The sequence below is a fragment of the Bradyrhizobium sp. CCBAU 53340 genome (assembly GCF_015291645.1).
Taxonomy (GTDB): Bacteria; Pseudomonadota; Alphaproteobacteria; order Rhizobiales; family Xanthobacteraceae; genus Bradyrhizobium.
On sequence record NZ_CP030055.1, the window covers coordinates 1,109,437 to 1,129,176 of the forward strand.

The following is a 19,740-nucleotide window of genomic DNA, read 5'->3' on the forward strand; positions in this document are numbered from 1 at the left end:
TCAGAGGAGGATCCGATGGATCTCGCATTCACGAAGGAAGAGCAGGCGTTTCGCGAGGAAGTGCGGTCATTCTTCCGCGACAACGTGCCGCCGGATACGCGGCGCAAGCTGGTCGAGGGCCGTCATCTCACCAAGGACGAGATGGTGACGTGGTGGCGCATCCTCAACAAGAAGGGCTGGGGCGTCAGCCACTGGCCGAAGCAGTATGGCGGCACGGGCTGGACCAGCGTGCAGCACTACATCTTCAACGAGGAGCTGCAGTCCTATCCGGCGCCGCAGCCGCTCGCCTTCGGCGTCAGCATGGTCGGCCCCGTGATCTACACCTTCGGCAATGAAGAGCAGAAGAAGAGGTACCTGCCGCGCATCGCCAACGTCGACGATTGGTGGTGCCAGGGCTTCTCCGAGCCGGGCTCGGGTTCGGACCTCGCTTCGCTCAAGACCAAGGCCGAGCGCAAGGGCGACAAGTGGATCATCAACGGCCAGAAGACCTGGACCACGCTGGCCCAGCACGCCGACATGATCTTCTGTCTCTGCCGCACCGACAACAATGCGAAGAAGCAGATGGGCATTTCCTTCATCGTGTTCCCGATGAAGTCGAAGGGCGTCACCGTGCGCCCGATCCAGACCATCGACGGCGGCCATGAGGTCAACGAAGTGTTCTTCGACGACGTCGAGGTGCCCGTCGAGAACCTGATCGGCGAGGAGAACAAGGGCTGGGACTACGCCAAATTCCTGCTCGGCAATGAGCGCACCGGCATCGCCCGGGTCGGCGTCTCCAAGGAGCGGCTGCGCCGTATCCGCGACCTCGCCGGCAAGGTCGAATCCGGCGGCAAGCCGATCATCCAGGACGCCGCCTTCCGCGAAAAGCTCGCCGCCTGCGAGATCGAGCTGAAGGCGCTCGAACTGACGCAGCTGCGCGTCGTCGCCGACGAAGGTAAGCACGGCAAGGGCAAGCCCAATCCGGCCTCCTCGGTGCTGAAGATCAAGGGCTCCGAGATCCAACAGACCACCACCGAGCTGCTCATGGAAGTGATCGGCCCGTTCGCCGCGCCCTACGACGTGCACGGCGACGACGGCTCCAACGAAGCCATGGACTGGACCGCCCAGATCGCGCCGAGCTATTTCAACAACCGCAAGGTCTCGATCTACGGCGGCTCCAACGAGATCCAGCGCAACATCATCGCCAAGGCGGTGCTGGGGCTTTGATCTCCTCCTCCCTCTCCCCGTTCTTGCGGGGGGAGGGTTGGGGTGAGGGGCCTCTCTCCGCACAGAGACTTGTTAGTTTGAGGAAACAGAAATGGATTTTGACCTGACCGAGGAGCAGCGGCTCCTGAAGGACAGCATCGACGGCCTGCTGACCGACTCCTACGATTTCGAGCAGCGCAAGAAGTACATGAAGGAGAAGGGCGGCTGGAGCAAAGCCGTCTGGGGCAAGCTCGCCGAGCAGGGCCTGCTCGGTCTGCCGTTCGCGGAGGCCGATGGCGGCTTCGGCGGCGGCGGTGTCGAGACCATGATCGTGATGGAAGCGCTCGGCAAGGCGCTGGTGCTGGAGCCGTATCTCGCCACGGTCGTGATCGGCGGCGGCTTCCTGCGGCACGCAGGCACTGACGCGCAGAAGGCTGCGCATGTGCCCGGGATCGTCGACGGCAGCAAGACGCTCGCCTTCGCCCAGCTCGAGAAGAACTCGCGCTACGACCTGTTCGATGTCGCCACGACGGCGAAGAAGAAAGGCGACGGCTGGGTCATCGACGGCGAAAAGTTTGTCGTGCTCAACGGCGAGAACGCCGACACGCTTCTCGTCACCGCGCGCACCAAGGGCGGCCGCCGCGACACGACCGGCATCGGCGTGTTTTTGGTTCCGGCCGATGCCAAGGGCGTCACCAAGAAGTCCTACCCGACCCAGGACGGCCTGCACGCCGCCGACATCACCTTCACCGGCGTCGAGGTCGGCAGCGACGCTGCGATCGGCAACCCCGAGGATAGCCTCGCCCTGATCGAGCGCGTGGTGGACGAAGCCCGCGTTGCGCTCTGCGCCGAAGCGGTCGGCCTGATGGACGAGTCGCTCAAGACCACGGTCGAGTACATCAAGACGCGCAAGCAGTTCGGCGTCGCGATCGGCTCGTTCCAGTCGCTGCAGCACCGCGCCTCCGACATGTTCGTCGCGGCCGAGCAGGCGCGCTCGATGTCGATGTTCGCGACCATGGCGAACGATTTCGAGAACGCCAAGGAGCGCAGCAATGCCATTGCCGCGGCCAAGGTGCAGATCGGCAAGTCGCTGAAGTTCGTCGGCCAGCAGTCGATCCAGCTCCACGGCGGCATCGGCATGACCATGGAGGCGAAGATCGGTCACTACTTCAAGCGCCTGACCATGATCGAGAACACGTTTGGCGACACCGACTACCACCAGCGTCGCGTTGCGGATGCGGGTGGGTTGATCTAACTCGAACGAGACCACACGAAGACTGTCATCCCCCGCGAAAGCGGGGGATCCAGTACGCCGCCAGCCTCTCGATTCCAGCCGCGCCGTCTCTGGAATACTGGATCGCCCGGTCAAGCCGGGCGATGACACCGAACTAGCGGCATCAGCGGAGCAACAACAATGAAAAACACCCCGTTCGATCTCACCGGCAAGGTCGCCGTCGTCACCGGCTCCAGCCGCGGCATCGGCCGCTCCTCCGCCGAATTGCTGGCCAAGTTAGGGGCCAAGGTCGTGGTCTCATCGCGGAAAGCGGAAGCCTGCGAGGAAGTCGCCGACGGCATCAATGCCTCGGGCGGCGATGCCACCGTCATCCCCTGCAATATCGCGCGCAAGAACGAGGTCGAGGCGCTGATATCAGGCGCCACGAAGCACTACGGGAAGATCGACATCCTCGTCTGCAACGCGGCCGTGAATCCCTATTACGGCCCGCTGCTCGACATCACGGACGAAGCCTTCGACAAGATCATGGGCTCGAACGTCAAGAGCAACATCTGGCTCTCCGCGCTCGCGATCCCGCAGATGGCGGAGCGCGGCAAGGGCTCGGTCGTCATCATCTCCTCGATCGGAGGCCTGCGCGGCTCGACCGTGATCGGCGCCTACGGCATCTCCAAGGCCGCCGACTTCGCGCTGTGCCGCTCGCTCGCCGGCGAATGGGGCCCGAAAGGCGTCCGCGTCAACTGCATCGCACCGGGCCTCGTCAAGACCGATTTCGCCCGCGCGCTGTGGGAAGACGAAGCCATGCTGAAGCGCCGGACCGCCGCTGCGCCGCATCGGCGAACCGGACGAGATCGCCGGCGCCGTCGCCTATCTCGCCTCGGATGCCTCGAGCTTCATGACCGGACAGACCATCGTCATCGACGGCGGCGTCACCACGGCGGCACCATAGCCGTCGCTCCTCCGCTACCGGCCGCGCTCGGCCAGGGCGCCCTCGATGGCGCGCACGACCAGCAGGGCCGATCGCTCGTCGAGATGCACGCCGTCGGCCCAGCGCAGTTCGTTCAGCGGCGGATCGATCGGCAGCCAGCGCGTGCGATCCGCGAAGGCCGCGTGGATGATCGCCTTGCTCATCCTGACCGAGCGGGTGTCCTCGATCTCCTGCGCGAAGGGAATCTCGAGCAGGAAGGCGCGTGATCCTCGCCGTTCGATGTCGTCGATGAGCTCCCCGATGCGGGCCACATTCGCCTGCGCGGGTGCGGTCGGGTCCTCTTCATTCATCTGATTCACGGCCCGGTCGAGATAGACCTTGTTGTCGAATGTGCTCGGCGGCCCGCTGAGCAGACGCTCCCGCTCGGCGCGCGCCTGGGCAGGATTGGGCGGCGTGTGATTCCACGCTTCATAGGCGGCGACCGCGGTTCGCACCGGGCGCAGCACCAGTGCCTCGGTCCGTGCGCCACCCGAGAATTTGGCGATCAAGGTCTCGTCGGGCAAACGCGTGAGAACATTGCTCTCGATGAGCACGATCTTCGGCAGGCTTGTCTGCCTTGTGATGATGTCCAGGCTGGTCACGGAAGAGCCGCCGGCCAGTGCAAGATTGCGCACCCCGGGACGCGAGAAATATTCCTCCTTGAGCCGCCAGGCGACCGAGCTGCCGACCAGCACGAGGTCGGGCACGGGCTCCCTGACATAGCGGTTGAGCGTGACGATGGTGCCGTCACGGGTCGTGACGGTCGGCTGCTGCAGTGCGGAACCGAACCGCGCGGTGGCAAGGCAGGCCAGCAGCAGCACGGCGGCGGCGCCTGCGCATTTGATCAGCCATGGAAGCCCGGATACCTGCTGCATGGTCAGAACTGGAAATAGATGAAGGCCGCGTCGGGGCCGGCCTCGACATAGGCCAGCGCCGCCAGCGCGCCGTAGAGATACGGCTCCCATCGTCGCAATCTGCCGTCGAACAGTGCGCCGATGCCGAGATGCTGGATCAGCACGGGCAGGGCGTAGAGCAGTGCCATGTTCCGGAACAGCTTTGTCGGATTTGGATTGTCCGTCGGCGAGAACATCCCTGCGAGATAGCCGACCGCGTGATCGAAGTTCGGCAGCTTGAAGAAGATCCAGAGCATCGTCACGCAGAAGAACACCACGCCCATGCGGGCGACCCGCACGACCGGGCTGGCTTCGCCCAGCACTTTCAGGAATGGCCGCTCGATGACGAGCAGCAGGCCGTGCAGCATGCCCCACAAGGCGTAGCTCAAGCTCGCCCCGTGCCAGAGCCCGCCGAGCGTCATCACGATCATCAGATTGAGGCAGGTGCGGACCGGCCCCTTTCTGTTGCCCCCGAGCGGGATGTAGAGATAGGTCCTGAGCCAGGTGGACAGCGAGATGTGCCAGCGCGTCCAGAACTCGGAGAACGACACCGAGATGTAGGGCAGGTTGAAGTTTATGGGCAAGCGGTAGCCGAACAGCAAAGCGAGGCCGAGCGCGATCGCCGAATAGCCGAAGAAGTCGGCGTAGATCTGGTAGCTGTACAGGAACACGAGCAGCCAGCGGTCCGGCGTCGCCACCGTCTCATAGAGCGGATAGTCCATGTAGGACGTCATCTCGTTGAGATTGTTCGCCACGTAGAGCTTGAAGAAGAAGCCGGTGAGGATCCACTTGGCGGCCTCGACGAAATCGACGTCGGCGAGCCGCTTGGGTCCGATCTGCGGCATGAACTGGCCCGCGCGCGTGATCGGTCCCGAGACCAGCTGCGGGAAGAAGATGATGTAGAGGAAAACGTCGCGCAAGCGAGGTGGCTGCTTCTCCCGCGTCAGGTCGACCAGCAGGCTGATATTGTGGAACACGAAGAACGAAATGCCGATCGGCAGCGGCAGCCGCAGCAGCACATCCAGCGGCGCGACACCGGTCGGGTGAAGCGCGGCGGGGTCGATGAACAGCAGCTTGTATTTGAAGAACGCCAGCAGCGCGAGATTGAAGACGATGCCGATGGGCATGAAGACTGCGCGGTTGTCGAAGGCCAGCACCAGGCAGAGATAGGTCCCGAGCACGGCAAGCAGCAGCAGCGGCAGCAGCTCCGGCTGGCCGGAGCCGTAGAACACCAGGCTTGCGAGCACCAGCAGCTGGACCTGGAAGCGGCGCAACGGCGGCCAATAATAGGCGCCGAACACGACCACGACGAAGATGCCGAACTGAAGGGAAGTGAATGTCATGCCGCCCCGATTGACCCGATCCGGCATGTACCATCTTCGCTCGCACCGTCCTAGCCTTCGGGATGAGCTGCTGCAAAGATTGCCATTGTAAAAGGTGCCCAGCGGAGCTTCTCTTACCCTCCCCTGGAAGGGGAGGGTCGGATCGTGTTGCGCATGGAGCAACGCGAGCCGGGGTGGGGTGAAGCCAAGCAAATGGTCTCGACGTCGATCCGCCGCGCCGCCGCAAAGAGGCTGAGAGCCGACACGACGCCACATGAGCGCAAGCTCTGGCGAGCTCTCAAAGACCTTCCGATTGAAGGATCGCATTTTCGCCGGCAAGCGCCGATCGGGCCCTATGTCGTTGATTTCTTCTGTCCTGCGAAGGGTCTTATCATCGAGCTCGATGGTGGACATCACAATGAGGATGATACGGCCGAACGAGATCGTGCACGGCAGAGCTGGCTCGAGAACGAAGGCTATCGAGTCATCCGATTCTGGAACTCGGAGGTCACAGCCGACCTGACCGCCGTCCTCGAACGCATCTATGTTGAACTGTACGGATCGCGCGAGGCCGAACACGCACCGTTGAAGCATCGCCGAACCTAGCGACCCGGGCGCTCTTCTCTTACCCTCCCCTGGAGGGGGAGGGTCGGCTCACATTGAGCGCAGCGAAATGTGAGACGGGGTGGGGTGACGGTCTCTCCACATCCGATACTGCCCGTGTTGAGAGATCACCCCACCCCGCTCGCGCTGCGCGCGATCGACCCTCCCCCTCCAGGGGAGGGTAAGGAGCGCGCCCCGCATCCCACCTTGACCTTCTGCCTCCAATCCGCTCCCTTTGGCGCGACACAATGACCCATCCAGGGGCAACGCCAAGGTAAGCTTCCATGTCTTTCGTCCTCGCCATCGACCAGGGCACCACCTCCTCGCGCGCGATCGTGTTTCGCAGCGACATCTCCATCGCGGCGAAGGCGCAAGCCGAGTTTCCGCAGCATTTTCCTGCCTCGGGCTGGGTCGAGCACGAGCCGGAGGACATCTGGACCTCGACCGTGATGGTCTGCCGCGAGGCGATCGAGCAGGCCGGCATCACGGCAAAGGACATCGCCGCGATCGGCATCACCAACCAGCGCGAGACCACCGTGGTGTGGGACCGCGCCACGGGGCAGGCCGTGCACCGCGCCATCGTCTGGCAGGACCGTCGCACCGCGGACATCTGCGCCAAGTTAAAGCATGAAGGCCGCGAACCTCTGATCTCGCAGAAGACCGGCCTGATCATCGATCCCTATTTCTCCGGCACCAAGGTCGCCTGGATTCTCGACCACGTCCCCGGTGCGCGGGCGCGTGCCGCGCGCGGCGAGCTGATGTTCGGTACCGTCGATTGCTATCTGCTCTGGCGCCTGACCGGCGGCAAGGTGCACGCCACCGACGCCACCAACGCCTCGCGCACGCTGCTGTTCAACATCCACACCGGCCAGTGGGACGACGAGCTCCTGGAGATCATCGGCGTGCCGCGTTCGATGCTTCCGGAGGTGAAGGATTCCTCCGCCCGCTTCGGCGAAAGCACGCCCGATTTGTTCGGCGGCGCGATTGCGATCTCGGGCATCGCCGGCGACCAGCAGGCCGCAACCATTGGGCAAGCCTGCTTCCGCCCGGGCATGATGAAGTCCACCTACGGCACCGGCTGCTTCGCCCTGCTCAACACCGGCACCACGCCGGTCGTCTCCAAGAACAAGCTGCTCACCACCATCGCCTATCAGCTCGACGGCAAACGCACCTACGCGCTCGAAGGCTCGATCTTCGTTGCAGGTTCCGCCGTGCAATGGCTGCGCGATGGCCTTGGCATCATCAAGCACGCGGCCGAGACCGGCCCGCTCGCGGACCAGTCGGACTCCATGCAGAGCGTCTATCTCGTGCCGGCCTTTGTCGGCATGGGTGCGCCCTACTGGAATCCGCGGGTGCGCGGCGCGCTGTTCGGTCTCACCCGCAACACGGGACCTGCCGAACTTGCGCATGCCGCGCTCGAAAGCGTCTGCTACCAGACTTTCGATCTCTGGGCCGCGATGCGCGCGGACTGGCCGAGCTCGGAAGTAGCAAGCGTCGTGCTGCGCGTCGATGGCGGCATGACGGCGTCAGACTGGACCATGCAGCGCCTCGCCGATCTGCTCGATGCTCCGGTCGATCGCCCCGTGATCCAGGAGACGACGGCATTGGGCGCCGCCTATCTCGCCGGCCTCAATGCGGGCGTCTATCCCGAGCCGACCAAATTCGCCGACAATTGGCGGCTCGAGCACCGCTTCAAGCCGAACATGAGCGATGCCACGCGTGATCGCAAGCTCGCTGGCTGGGCGCGCGCGGTGAAGGGTGTGCTGGCGAGCGACGAGGGGGAAGGGTAGCGCGCGACTCTCTCCGAGTCGTCCCGGCCTTCGCCGGGACGACGATGCTGTCTATGCCGCCAAAGAGAGGCCTACGTCGCTCGCTCAAATAACATCAGGGGAGACCAACAATGAACACGGATTTCAACCGCGTCCTCCACAAGCTCGGCAGCGCCGCGATCTGCGCCGCGCTGCTCGCTTCACCTGCCATCGCACGCGACAAACCGAACCCGCTTCTCAGCGCGCGGCAAACCAAGACGGACGTCGCTGGTCTCAACGCGCCCGCCCAGATTCTGGTTGATGTCTGGGGCATCCCGCACATCTATGCCGCCAACGAGCACGACCTGTTCTTCATGCAGGGTTTCAACGCCGCGCGCGATCGGCTCTGGCAGATCGATCTCTGGCGCAAGCGCGGCCTTGGCCTGCTCGCAAAGGATTTCGGCCCGGCCTATGCCGAGCAGGACAAGGCGCTCCGCCTGTTCCTCTATCGCGGCGATATGACGACGGAGTGGGCGTCCTACGGCCCCAAGGCGAAGACCTATGCGGAGGCCTTCGTCGCCGGCGTCAACGCCTATGTCGCAGACGTGCGCGCCGGAAAGCGTCCCCTGCCGATCGAGTTCAGGATCGCCGGCACCATGCCGGACCCCTGGACGGCCGATGATGTCGTTCGCATCCGCAGCCACGGCCTGACGCGCAACGTCGCCTCCGAGGTGAAGCGCTCGCTGGTTGCCTGCGCTGCCGGCCTCGAGGCTGACCGCTTCCGCGTCAAGCTCGAGCCGGCCTGGACGACGAAGGTGCCCGACGGTCTCGACCCCTGCAGCGTGCCGAAGGCCGTGCTCGCGCCCTACGATCTCGCAACGCGCCCCGTGGCCTTTGCCGCCCCGAAGGACCAGAAGGCCGCGCTCGCGCACGATCCCGACAAATACCTCACCGAAGCCGATCAGCAGCGCGACACGATCGGGTCCAACAATTGGGTGATCGCGGCCTCGCGCACCGCGACGGGCCGTCCCATCCTCGCCAATGATCCGCATCGCGAGCACAGCGTGCCCTCGCTGCGCTACATCGTCGGGCTGAACGCGCCCGGCCTCTCCGTGATCGGCGCCGGCGAGCCGGCGCTGCCAGGCATCTCGATCGGCCATAACGGCACCATCGCCTTCGGCCTCACCATCTTCAATGTCGACCAGGAGGACCTCTACGTCTACGAGCTCAATCCTGACAATCCCAACCAGTATCGCTACGGCAATGGCTGGGAAGACATGCGCATCGTTCACGAGAAAGAAGAGGTGAAAGGCGAGGCTGATCGCGACCTCGAGCTGAAGTTCACGCGCCACGGGCCCGTGATCTTGGTCGACGACGCGAACAAGCGCGCCTTCGCCGTGCGCTCGATCTGGTTCGAGCCCGGCACCTCGGCCTATTTCGGCTCCTCGGATTACATGACCGCGAAGGACTGGAACGGTTTCCTCGGCGCGATGCGGCGGTGGGGCGCGCCGTCGGAGAACCAGGTCTATGCCGACACCAAGGGCAATATCGGCTGGGTCGCCGCCGGCAAGACGCCGCGCCGCGTTGGCTATGACGGCCTGATGCCGGTGCCCGGCGACGGCCGCTACGAATGGCAGGGCTTTCTCACGCTCGACGAGCTGCCGAAATCCTATCAGCCCAAGCAGGGCTTTATCGCCACCGCTAACCAGATGAACTTGCCGGCCGATTATCCCGTCGCCGAGCGTAAGGTCGGCTTCGAATGGGCCGACAGCGCCCGTTGGCAGCGCATCACCGAAGTGCTCGCCGCCAACGCCAAGGTTTCGCTGGCCGACGCCATGGAGCTGCAGAACGACGACACAGCGATGCTGGGGCGCCGGCTGGTCAAGCTGCTGCAGCCGCTGTCCTCCGACGATGCCAATGTGAAGAAGGGTCTCGATCTGCTCAAGCCGTGGGACGCGCGCGATGCAGCCGATAGCGCGGCGGCCGCCGTGTTCGAAGTCTGGATCGCCAACCATCTCGGCCCAAGGCTCTTGAAGACCACGGCGCCCAAGGCCGTCGCTCTGATCGCACCCGAGGCGTCCAGCATTTCGGCGCTCGTCGCCGCGCTGGAAGCGCCGGATGCCTCGTTCGGGGCCGATCCCGCCGTTACGCGCGACCAGATCCTGCGCGATAGCCTCGGTGCGGCGGTGGCCGATGTCACCGGCAAGCTCGGTCCTGATGCGTCGATGTGGCGCTGGGGCCGGCTGCATGTCGCAAAGTTCAATCACGCGCTGATGCCGCTCGCCGACAAGGCGACAGAGACGCAATTATCGGTCGGTCCGCTCGCCTTCGGCGGCGCCGCCAACGTGCCGCGCGCCGCCACCTATCGCCGCGCGGACTACCAGCTGCTCTCGGGCGCCTCGTTTCGCATGGTGCTCGACGTCGGCAATTGGGATGCGAGCCGCACCATCAACACACCAGGCCAATCCGGCGATCCCTTCAGCGGCCACTACCGCGATCTCGCGCCGCTCTGGGCGACGGGACAATATGTGCCGCTGCTCTACAGCCGCAGCGCGGTGGAAGTCGCGACCGCGGAAGCGATCACGCTGACGCCGCGGTGAAAGACGGTACATCCATAAGCACACTGTCGTCCCGGCGAAGGCCGGGACCCATACTCCGCAGCAGAAGTTGGGAGCGGGACTCGTCGTTTCAGCCGTCGCAAAACAATCTACACTCGTGGGTATGGGTCCTGGCTTTCGCCAGGACGACACGGAGTGTGTGGTCGGCGTCAAGCTTCAAAGAGACACATCCCCATGATCCTCCCCGACGGCTATTCCGACATTCCCGCCGGCAAGATCGCCGCCGTTGTCACGCATCTGGAGATGACCACGCCGCCCCCGCGCCGTGACGATCCGCCGGGCGCATGGTCGCTGCGTAAGGTCGATACGCCCGCGCCTGCCTGGTACCGCGATCTGTTCCGCCGCGTCGGCGAGGAATGGCTGTGGTTTTCGCGGGCACGCATGAACGACACCGAGCTCGCCGCGATCATCCACGCCGCAGGCATCGAGATTTACGCGCTGGTCGTGGACAGCCGCGACGAAGGCCTGCTTGAGCTCGATTTCCGCGAGCCTGGCCAATGCGAGCTGGTCTATTTCGGCGTCACCGCCGGCTTGATCGGCACCGGCGCCGCCCGCTTCCTGATGAACCGCGCGCTGGAGATTGCATGGTCGCGCGACGTGCACCGCGTCTGGGTGCACACCTGCACGCTCGATCATCCCTCCGCGCTCGCATTCTATCAGCGCTCCGGCTTCCGCCCGTTCCGCCGTCAGATCGAGGTGGCCGATGATCCGCGCCTCGATGGCACGCTGCCGCGCGATGCGGCGAAGCATGTGCCGATTATTGAATAGCGATGACGGAGTGTGGCTGTCACCGTCCCGCTAGCCATCGAAATTCACCGCCGTCGTATTTGCCCCGCAGACCAACACCGCAATGCGCTCACCGGGCGATGGACGATAGCCTCCGGACAGCACCGCGGCAAAGGCAGCCGCGCCGCCGGGTTCAGTGACCAGCCGCAGGCGCGACCACAGCGCGTTCTGCGCCTGCCGGATCGCATCGTCGCTGACCAGGACGACGCGCTCGACATGGGCACGCGCCATCGGAAACATCAATTCGCCGACACGCCGCGGCGCGAGGCTGTCGGCGGCGAGGCCGCCGGCCGGCGCGTCGACCGGAGCGCCCGCTGCGAAGGCGCTGTGCAGGGTCGGCGAGAGCTCTGGCTCGACGGCAATGATGCGGGTCCTGCCGGCGAACCACGCGGCGATGCCGCCGATCAGCCCGCCGCCGCCGACGGCAACCAGCAGCGTGTCGATATCAGGCGCGTCGTGCTCCAGCTCGAGGCCAACGCTGCCCTGGCCGAGCAGGGTTTCGGCCTGGTCGTAAGCGTGCACGGCCATGGCGCCGGTCCGCGCGACATGGGCTTCGCTGGCTGCCAGCGCATCGGCGTAGCGGTTGCCCGCGATCACGAGCTCGGCGTCGTAGCCTCTGATCCGCCCGGCCTTGGCGGGCGAGGTGATATCAGGAACGAAAATCGTGGCGGGAATTTTGAGCCGCTGCGCCGCATAGGCGACCGCCGCGCCGTGATTGCCGCCGGAAGCGGCAACGACACCGGCTTGCGGCACTTGCCGCAGCAGCAGATTGGCAAATGCGCCCCGCGCCTTGAACGATCCGGAATGCTGCAGCAGCTCGAGCTTGAAGGTGACGGGCGCGGCCGGCAGGCCGAAATCGGCGAGATCGGCTTTCAGCAGCGGGGTGCGCCGGATATGCGGGCGAATGACGGCTTCGGTCGCCGCGATCCGCTCTCGGGTGATCTCTGATGTCGCTGTCATGATGGCGTCCTTGATAGCGCATCCGGGCGACGTTGTCGCGGGGCCGTTGCATCCGGCGCAATGCTCCATTTCCAACATCGTTCTTGCATCGCGCCGCTCGTGTCGTGGAAACTGATCGGCCCTGCCTTGTCCAACGCCAGAGAAGAGCGAGAACCATGTTCCTGATCGGCCAATATGATTCCCCCTTCGTCCGCCGCGTCGCGATAGCGCTGCGGCTCTACGGCCTCGCTTTCGAGCACAAGCCTTGGTCGACCTTCGGCGATGCCGACAAGATCGCGCCGTATAACCCGCTGCGCCGCGTGCCGACCCTGGTGCTCGACGACGGCGAGGCGCTGATCGAGAGCACGATCATCCTGGATTATCTCGACGAGCGCGTCGGGCCTGACAAGGCGATGCTGCCACGGAGCGGCGCCGATCGTCGGAAGCATCTGCGCATCTGCGCACTCGCCACCGGCCTCGGCGACAAGGCGGTCAGCCTGCTCTATGAGCGCGTGCTGCGGAAGGAGCAGCTTGCGTTATGGGTCGAGCGCTGCCAGGCGCAAATCAGCGATGTGCTGAAGGTGCTGGAAGCCGAGCGCGCCAAGGTGACGACGCCGTACTGGCTGGGGGATCGCATCGGCCATGCCGACGTGGCCGTCGCCTGCGTCGTCCGCTTCACCCGCGAGGCGCATCCACAGCTGTTCGATGCCGCGCGCTATCCGGCGCTCGCGGCCCACGCCGAACGCTGCGAAGCGTTGGCGCCGTTCCAGGAGATCGTGCAGCCGCTGGCGCCGCCGAAGGGGTGAGTGTCGCAACGACAATCGTGTAGCGCATAGCGCGCAACTGCTCCTCCAAAGTCGTCCCGGCGAAGGCCGGGACCCATACGCCGCAGCACGAATTTGACGAAGACTCGGAGTGACCAGCCTTCGCAAAACCACTCCCTGTGGTTATGGGTCCCGGCTTTCGCCGGGACGACGTCGAGGGTGAGGTGCGTTCTCAGATCTCTCGACGATAGCCGGGCCAGTGACGCGACCCGCGATCCTGCCTTGATACAGGTGTTTTGCCCGACGGAGCAAGGCAATTTTCGGTAAAACAAAAAATACCTAGAGGTTTCAACCCCATCCCTACTGTGCATGGGGTTGTTTTCGCGTTTCGCGTCCGGCGGACCTACCCCGCGCCTGCGCGCTTCTTCTGCCAGACCAGATGCACCGCGCAGGTGCAGCCGGGCGGGTGCGAGGCGAGGTCCTTCGACGTCTCGTCGTTCGCGGGCGTTGCGGCAAAGGCCTTGTCGGTCGCCTGCTGCGACGGGATGTAGTTCAGCACCGGCGCGAGCCAGCGCTCGGCTTCCGCGACCGTCATGCCCTTGCGCGCGGCATAGTCCTCGACCTGGTCGCGCTCGATCTTGCCGACGCCGAAATAATAGCTCTCGGGGCTGGCGAAATAGAGCCCTGACACCGACGAGCCCGGCCACATCGCAAAGCTCTCGGTCAGCTTCACGCCGGCGGTGGCTTCCGCATCGAGCAGTTCGAACAGCGTCGCCTTCTCGGTATGATCCGGCTGGGCGGGATAGCCGGGCGCGGGGCGGATGCCCTGATATTTCTCCAGGATCAACTCGTCGTTGGAGAGCGCCTCGTCAGGCGCATAGGCCCAGAACTCGCGGCGGACGCGAGCATGCATGCGCTCGGCGAAGGCTTCGGCCAGACGATCGGCCAGCGCCTTGCACAGGATCGAGGAGTAGTCGTCATTGGCCATCTTGAAGCGGTCGGCGACGGCATCCTCGCCGATACCGGCGGTGACGACGAAGCCGCCGACATAGTCCGGCACGCCTGAAGGTGCGACGAAGTCTGACAGCGCCGCGTTGAACCGGCCCTCGCGCTTCTCGAGCTGCTGGCGCAGCGTGTGCAGGGTCGCGATGCTCCTGGTCCTGTTCTCGTCGGCATAGAGCACAATGTCGTCGCCTTGCGCGTTCGCCGGCCAGAAGCCGATCGTGGCGCGCGCCCGGAACCACTTTTCCTTGACGATGGTGTCGAGCATCTTGCGCGCATCGTCATAGAGCGAGCGCGCGACCTCGCCGACCTTCTCGTCCTTGAGAATCGCGGGGAAGCGGCCGGCGAGCTCCCAGGTCTGGAAGAACGGCGTCCAGTCGATATAGGGCACCAGCTCGGCGAGATCGTAATCGTCGAAGCTCTTGATGCCGAGGAAGGTCGGCTTCACCGGCTTGTTCGCCGCGAAGTCGACCGGCACGCGGTTGGCGCGCGCATCGGCCAGCTTCAGGCGCTTCTTGTCCGCCTGCGCCCGCAGATGCGCCTCCGAAATCTTGGCGTATTCGGCGCGCACCTCGGCCGCATAGGCTTCGCGCTTCTCAGGGCTCAGCAGCGAGGAGGCGACGCCGACCGCGCGGCTGGCGTCGTTGACGTGGACCACGGGCCCGGCGCGATAGCTCGGGTCGATCTTGACGGCGGTATGCACACGGCTGGTCGTCGCACCGCCGATCAAGAGTGGCAGCTTGAGACCTTCGCGCTGCAATTCGCCGGCGAAGAACGCCATCTCGTCGAGCGAGGGCGTGATCAGGCCGGAGAGACCGACGATGTCGGCCTTCTCCGCCTTCACGGTTTCGACGATTTTTGCAGCGGGCACCATCACGCCGAGGTCGATCACCTCGAAATTGTTGCACTGGAGTACGATGCCGACGATGTTCTTGCCGATGTCGTGGACGTCGCCCTTCACGGTCGCGAGCACGATCTTGCCGGCCGAAGACGATCCCTCGGTGCCGATGCCGCTGGCGAGGTTGCGCGCCTTCTCCTCCTCCATGAACGGCATGAGGTAGGCAACGGCCTGCTTCATCACGCGCGCCGACTTCACCACCTGCGGCAGGAACATCTTGCCGTCGCCGAAGAGATCGCCGACCACGTTCATGCCGGCCATCAGCGGGCCCTCGATCACGTCGAGCGGCCGCGAGGAATTCTTGCGGGCCTCCTCGGTGTCCTGCTCGATGAATTCGGTGATGCCGTGCACCAGCGAATGCGACAGCCGCTTCTCCACCGGCCATTCGCGCCAGGCGAGATCCGCCTCCTTGGATTCGGTCTTCTTGCCGCGGAATTTCTCGGCGAGCGCCAGCAGCCGTTCGGATGCGCCCGCGTCGCGGTTGAGGACGACGTCCTCGCAAGTTTGCCGCAACTCCGGATCGATGTCGTCATACACGATCATCTGCCCGGCATTGACGATGCCCATGTCCATGCCGGCCTTGATGGCATGATACAGGAACACCGAGTGCATGGCCTCGCGCACCGGCTCGTTGCCGCGGAACGAGAACGAGAGGTTGGAGACGCCGCCGGAGATATGCGCGCCCGGCAGGTTCTGCCGGATCCACCGCGTCGCCTCGATGAAGTCGACGCCGTAATTATTGTGCTCCTCGATGCCGGTCGCGATCGCGAAGATATTCGGATCGAAGATGATGTCCTCGGGCGGGAAGCCGACCTTGTTCACCAGGATGTCGTAGGCGCGCTTGCAGATCTCGGTCTTGCGCGCGAACGTGTCGGCCTGGCCGACCTCGTCGAACGCCATCACGACGACGGCCGCGCCATGACGGCGGGCGATCTTGGCCTCAAAGATGAACTTGTCCTCGCCTTCCTTCATCGAGATCGAATTGACGACCGGCTTGCCCTGCACGCATTTCAGGCCGGCTTCGATCACCGAGAACTTCGACGAGTCGACCATGACAGGGACGCGAGCGATGTCGGGCTCGGCGGCGACGAGGTTGAGGAAGGTCACCATCGCGGCTTCCGAGTCGAGAAGCCCTTCGTCCATGTTGACGTCGATGATCTGCGCGCCGTTCTCGACCTGGTCGCGCGCGACCTGCAGCGCGGCGGTGTAGTCGCCTGATGTGATCAGCTTGCGGAAACGGGCGGAGCCCGTGACGTTGGTGCGCTCGCCGACGTTCACGAACGGAATCGCATCGGTCAGCACGAACGGCTCAAGGCCCGAGAGTCGCAACTTCGGTGCGATCTCGGGCACGACCCGAGGCTTGTGCGGAGCGACGGCGGCGGCGATCGCCGCGATATGGTCCGGCGTGGTGCCGCAGCAGCCGCCGACGATGTTGACGAGCCCGTCGCGGGCGAATTCGCCGACGAGGCGCGCCATGTATGCCGGCGTCTCGTCATACTGGCCGAATTCATTGGGCAGGCCGGCGTTCGGATAGGCGCAGACCAGCGTATCGGCGACGCGGCCGATATCGGCGATATGCGCGCGCAGATCTTCGGCGCCGAGCGCGCAGTTGAAGCCGATGGTGACGGGCTTGGCATGCCGCACCGAATTCCAGAAGGCTTCCGGCATCTGGCCCGACAGCAGGCGGCCGGATTTGTCGGTGATGGTGCCCGACACCATCACGGGCATGTCGATGCCGAGCTCTTCGGTGATCTCGGCGATCGCATAGAGCGCCGCCTTGGCGTTCAGCGTATCGAAGATGGTTTCGACCAGCAGCAGGTCGACGCCGCCCTCGATCAGGCCGCGGATCTGCTCGCCATAGGATTTGCGCAAATCATCGAAGGTGACAGCGCGGTAGCCTGGATTGGCGACGTCAGGCGAGATCGAGGCGGTGCGGTTGGTCGGACCGATGGCCCCCGCGACGAAGCGCGGCTTGCCGTCCTCAGCTTCGACGCGGCGGGCAGCGTTCCCCGCGAGGCGGGCGCCTTCGCGCGCCATCTCAAGGACGATGTCGGTGAGGTCGTAATCGGCCTGCGCGATCGAGGTGGTCGAGAAGGTGTTGGTCGCGACGATGTCGGCGCCGGCGCGCAAATAGGCGGCGTGGATGTCCTCGATCGCCTGCGGCTGGGTCAGGATCAAGAGGTCGTTGTTGCCACGCAGATCGCGATGAAAATTCTTGAAGCGCTCGCCGCGGAAGGCGGCTTCGTCAAACTGCAGGTTCTGGATCATCGTGCCCATGGCGCCGTCGAGCACGAGGATGCGCTCGCGCGCGGCGTTGATCAGGGCTGTTCGCTTGGGCGAGGGAGATACGGTCATGGTGCGTTACGCCGCCTTCTGCGCGCTCTTGGCGCGAATGCCGAGCAAATGGCTGATCGCGAACACGAGATCGGCGCGGTTCATGGTGTAGAAATGGAAAGTGTCGACGCCATGCTTGGCGAGCTTCTGCACCTGGCCGGCGGCGACGGCCGCGGCGACCAGCTTGCGCGTCTCGGCATCGTTGTCGAGGCCGTCGAACTTCGCGGCGAACCAGTCCGGCACGGTGGTGCCGGCGCGGGTGACGAAATTGCGCGCCTGCTTGAAATTGTGCATAGGCATGATGCCCGGCACGACCGGAATGTCGATGCCGCGCGCGCGGACCCGGTCGAGATAGCGGAAGTAGAAGTCGTTATCGAAGAAGACTTGCGTGATCGCGCGCGTCGCGCCGGCGTCGACTTTTGCTTTCAGCGTGTCGATATCGGCGTCGAAGTCGCGCGCCTCCGGGTGCTTCTCGGGATAGGCCGAGACTGAGACCTCGATATCCGCGTGCCGCTTCTTGATCCCCGCGACGAGGTCCGCGGAGCTCTGGTAGCCGTCGGGATGGCTGGAGTAGGGCGTTCCGATGCCGCCGGCGGGATCGCCGCGCAAGGCCACGATGTGGCGAACGCCGACCTCGTGATAGCGGTCGACGATCTCGTCGATCTCGCCGCGCGAGGCACCGACGCAGGTCAGATGTGCGGCCGGCAGCAGCGCGGTCTCCTTCAGGATGCGCGCGATGGTCGAGTGGGTGCGCTCGCGGGTCGAACCGCCCGCGCCATAGGTCACCGACACGAATTTCGGGTCGAGCGGGGCGAGCCGGTTGATGGTCTCCCAGAGATTCCGCTCCATCTCCTCCGTCTTGGGCGGAAAGAACTCGAAGGAAATCGCAGGCCGCTTCAGGTGCCCGTCGGCTGCCGCAGGCGTCGTCGTCTCAGTCATGGCACCACTCACTCGGGGGCTGGCCAGCGGTCTGGCGGCCGGATCTAGCTTGGAGGGGCCAAGATAGGGCAAAGCTGGATTTCTCGACAGCCCATCATGAATGGGAAGTGGCCCACTTACAGTAAAAACATGTCGATTATTGCGGCGCAAATGTCTTGAGTGGGAAGATTTGGCCTTTATCTAATTATATAATGATATTAATATGATATACAAAAATCGGTCGTCGATGGTGGCTCATTTTACATGTGGGCAAGATGAATTTGATGTTACGTTCAATCTAACCGTCCCAACACTTTGCGTTGCCGACCACGCGGCCTCTCGGCCCGCACACGCCAGACCTGCACTGTCGGCCCATTGCCGCCGCGCCCGCCTCCACTACCTTAACCAGCCATGATCCCGCTCTCAGTCCTCGACCTTTCCGTCGTCACCACAGGTACAAGGCCGGCCGTTGCGCTCCGCAACAGCATCGATCTGGCGCGCCATGTCGATGGGCTCGGCTATGTCCGCTACTGGCTCGCCGAGCACCACAACCTTGCCTCGGTGGCGAGCCCGGCGCCCGACGTGATGATCGGGCAGATCGCGGCAGTGACGCAGCATATCCGCGTCGGCTCCGGCGGAGTGATGCTGCCCAACCACGCCCCGCTGGTCGTGGCGGAGCGCTTCAAGATGCTGGAGGCGTTGTTTCCGGGGCGGATCGACCTTGGACTTGGCCGCGCGCCCGGCACTGATGGTGCCACGGCCTATGCGCTGCGCAGCCGGCTCGATCGCCGCGAGGGCGACGATTTCCTGGAGCGGCTGCACGAGCTGATCCTGTGGGAGACCCGCGAATTCCCCGCAGGGCACCCCTACCACAACGTCGTCGCGATGCCCGACGACACCAAGCTGCCGCCGATCTGGCTGCTCGGCTCCAGCGACTATTCCTCGGAGCTCGCTGCACAGGTCGGCATGGGCTTCGCGTTCGCCCATCATTTCGCGTCCCATGATGCGATCGATGCGATGGTGCATTATCGCAATCGCTTCCAGTCCTCGGCCTGGCGTGCGAGCCCGCATGCGATCCTTGCGGTCGCCGTCATCGCGGCGGATCGCGATGAGGAGGCCGAAAAGCTCGCGACATCCTTCGACCTCAACCGCCTGCGCCGCGACCGCGGCCAATATCTACCGCTGCCGAGCGTCGAGGAGGCGCTGGCTTATCCCTATACGGAGGCCGAGCGCGTCTCGATCGCACGCAACCGCTCGCGCCTGTTCGTCGGCAATCCAGCGACGTTGCAGAAGAAGCTGCAGCCGCTGATCGATGCGAGCAAGCCGGATGAGTTGATGGTGATCACCGCCGTGTACGACCACGAGGCGCGGAAGAAGTCATATTCGCTGCTGGCCGAGGCGTTCGGGCTGAAGAGCGCGGCCTAGGCAACTCTCGTGCCCCGGACGCGGCGCAGCGTGAAACGATGCGCTCCAGAGCCGGGGCCCATCGCGCATCTGGGTATCGCTGCCCCTGGGTCCCGGCTCGCGCTTCG

The 19,740-nt window shown here is 64.7% G+C and carries 13 protein-coding genes and 1 pseudogene; 9 read left to right on the forward strand and 5 right to left on the reverse strand.

Going from position 1 to position 19,740, the window contains the following annotated elements:
- Window positions 1–15 precede the first annotated feature (15 nt).
- From pimC to XH89_RS05180, 3 genes and pseudogenes are all read left to right on the forward strand, one after another.
- Window positions 16–1,206, forward strand: a complete 1,191-nt coding sequence (gene pimC / locus XH89_RS05170) for a pimeloyl-CoA dehydrogenase large subunit (RefSeq protein WP_194466041.1) — start codon at window positions 16–18, stop codon at window positions 1,204–1,206.
- A gap of 91 nt (window positions 1,207–1,297) precedes the next feature.
- Window positions 1,298–2,440 carry a pimeloyl-CoA dehydrogenase small subunit gene (gene pimD / locus XH89_RS05175; RefSeq protein ID WP_194466042.1) on the forward strand — a complete coding sequence of 381 codons (1,143 nt, stop codon included), beginning with the start codon at window positions 1,298–1,300 and terminating at the stop codon, window positions 2,438–2,440.
- Between the two features lie 159 nt (window positions 2,441–2,599).
- Window positions 2,600–3,365: pseudogene (locus XH89_RS05180) on the forward strand (SDR family NAD(P)-dependent oxidoreductase).
- A 14-nt stretch (window positions 3,366–3,379) separates the two neighbouring features.
- Here the strand turns inward: XH89_RS05180 and XH89_RS05185 are convergent.
- On the reverse strand, window positions 3,380–4,258 hold the full coding sequence (locus XH89_RS05185; RefSeq protein WP_194466043.1) for a hypothetical protein: 879 nt from the start codon (window positions 4,256–4,258) through the stop codon (window positions 3,380–3,382).
- A gap of 2 nt (window positions 4,259–4,260) precedes the next feature.
- Complete coding sequence (locus XH89_RS05190; RefSeq protein ID WP_194466044.1) at window positions 4,261–5,619, reverse strand: MBOAT family protein; 1,359 nt, start codon at window positions 5,617–5,619, stop codon at window positions 4,261–4,263.
- Window positions 5,620–5,772: 153 nt separating this feature from the next.
- Here XH89_RS05190 and XH89_RS05195 point away from each other — a divergent pair, with 153 nt between their 5' ends.
- The 4 genes from XH89_RS05195 (at window position 5,773) to XH89_RS05210 (ending at window position 11,335) form a co-directional block, all read left to right on the forward strand.
- Window positions 5,773–6,204 carry an endonuclease domain-containing protein gene (locus tag XH89_RS05195; RefSeq protein ID WP_246767873.1) on the forward strand — a complete coding sequence of 144 codons (432 nt, stop codon included), beginning with the start codon at window positions 5,773–5,775 and terminating at the stop codon, window positions 6,202–6,204.
- A 281-nt stretch (window positions 6,205–6,485) separates the two neighbouring features.
- A complete protein-coding gene (gene glpK, locus XH89_RS05200; RefSeq protein ID WP_194466045.1) occupies window positions 6,486–7,991 on the forward strand; it encodes a glycerol kinase GlpK in 1,506 nt (501 codons plus the stop codon).
- A 110-nt stretch (window positions 7,992–8,101) separates the two neighbouring features.
- Complete coding sequence (locus XH89_RS05205; protein WP_194466046.1) at window positions 8,102–10,549, forward strand: penicillin acylase family protein; 2,448 nt, start codon at window positions 8,102–8,104, stop codon at window positions 10,547–10,549.
- Window positions 10,550–10,741: 192 nt separating this feature from the next.
- A complete protein-coding gene (locus tag XH89_RS05210; protein WP_194466047.1) occupies window positions 10,742–11,335 on the forward strand; it encodes an N-acetyltransferase in 594 nt (197 codons plus the stop codon).
- A 30-nt stretch (window positions 11,336–11,365) separates the two neighbouring features.
- On the opposite strand, the gene XH89_RS05215 is transcribed toward XH89_RS05210, so the two are convergent.
- Window positions 11,366–12,313 (reverse strand): threonine/serine dehydratase, encoded by a 948-nt coding sequence (locus XH89_RS05215; protein WP_194466048.1) that lies wholly within the window; start codon window positions 12,311–12,313, stop codon window positions 11,366–11,368.
- A 155-nt stretch (window positions 12,314–12,468) separates the two neighbouring features.
- Between XH89_RS05215 and XH89_RS05220 the strand changes: the two genes are divergently transcribed.
- Window positions 12,469–13,098, forward strand: a complete 630-nt coding sequence (locus XH89_RS05220) for a glutathione S-transferase family protein (RefSeq protein WP_194466049.1) — start codon at window positions 12,469–12,471, stop codon at window positions 13,096–13,098.
- Between the two features lie 361 nt (window positions 13,099–13,459).
- Here XH89_RS05220 and metH read toward each other — a convergent pair whose 3' ends face one another.
- Window positions 13,460–17,311: a methionine synthase gene (gene metH / locus XH89_RS05225; RefSeq protein WP_194466050.1), complete on the reverse strand. Its 3,852-nt coding sequence runs from the start codon at window positions 17,309–17,311 to the stop codon at window positions 13,460–13,462.
- Window positions 17,312–17,317: 6 nt separating this feature from the next.
- Window positions 17,318–18,229 (reverse strand): methylenetetrahydrofolate reductase [NAD(P)H], encoded by a 912-nt coding sequence (gene metF / locus XH89_RS05230; protein WP_194466051.1) that lies wholly within the window; start codon window positions 18,227–18,229, stop codon window positions 17,318–17,320.
- A 390-nt stretch (window positions 18,230–18,619) separates the two neighbouring features.
- Here metF and XH89_RS05235 point away from each other — a divergent pair, with 390 nt between their 5' ends.
- The gene (locus XH89_RS05235; RefSeq protein ID WP_194466052.1) at window positions 18,620–19,633 is read left to right on the forward strand and encodes an LLM class flavin-dependent oxidoreductase; all 1,014 of its coding nucleotides are present in this window, start codon (window positions 18,620–18,622) and stop codon (window positions 19,631–19,633) included.
- Window positions 19,634–19,740: the final 107 nt, after the last annotated feature.

What these genes read in the sequence shown, in the direction of transcription:
- pimC (WP_194466041.1), top strand. Translation starts at nt 16, where the DNA reads ATGGATCTCGCATTCACGAAGGAAGAGCAGGCGTTTCGCGAGGAAGTG.
- pimD (WP_194466042.1), top strand. Translation starts at nt 1,298, where the DNA reads ATGGATTTTGACCTGACCGAGGAGCAGCGGCTCCTGAAGGACAGCATC.
- XH89_RS05185 (WP_194466043.1), bottom strand. Translation starts at nt 4,258, where the DNA reads ATGCAGCAGGTATCCGGGCTTCCATGGCTGATCAAATGCGCAGGCGCC.
- XH89_RS05190 (WP_194466044.1), bottom strand. Translation starts at nt 5,619, where the DNA reads ATGACATTCACTTCCCTTCAGTTCGGCATCTTCGTCGTGGTCGTGTTC.
- XH89_RS05195 (WP_246767873.1), top strand. Translation starts at nt 5,773, where the DNA reads ATGGAGCAACGCGAGCCGGGGTGGGGTGAAGCCAAGCAAATGGTCTCG.
- glpK (WP_194466045.1), top strand. Translation starts at nt 6,486, where the DNA reads ATGTCTTTCGTCCTCGCCATCGACCAGGGCACCACCTCCTCGCGCGCG.
- XH89_RS05205 (WP_194466046.1), top strand. Translation starts at nt 8,102, where the DNA reads ATGAACACGGATTTCAACCGCGTCCTCCACAAGCTCGGCAGCGCCGCG.
- XH89_RS05210 (WP_194466047.1), top strand. Translation starts at nt 10,742, where the DNA reads ATGATCCTCCCCGACGGCTATTCCGACATTCCCGCCGGCAAGATCGCC.
- XH89_RS05215 (WP_194466048.1), bottom strand. Translation starts at nt 12,313, where the DNA reads ATGACAGCGACATCAGAGATCACCCGAGAGCGGATCGCGGCGACCGAA.
- XH89_RS05220 (WP_194466049.1), top strand. Translation starts at nt 12,469, where the DNA reads ATGTTCCTGATCGGCCAATATGATTCCCCCTTCGTCCGCCGCGTCGCG.
- metH (WP_194466050.1), bottom strand. Translation starts at nt 17,311, where the DNA reads ATGACCGTATCTCCCTCGCCCAAGCGAACAGCCCTGATCAACGCCGCG.
- metF (WP_194466051.1), bottom strand. Translation starts at nt 18,229, where the DNA reads ATGACTGAGACGACGACGCCTGCGGCAGCCGACGGGCACCTGAAGCGG.
- XH89_RS05235 (WP_194466052.1), top strand. Translation starts at nt 18,620, where the DNA reads ATGATCCCGCTCTCAGTCCTCGACCTTTCCGTCGTCACCACAGGTACA.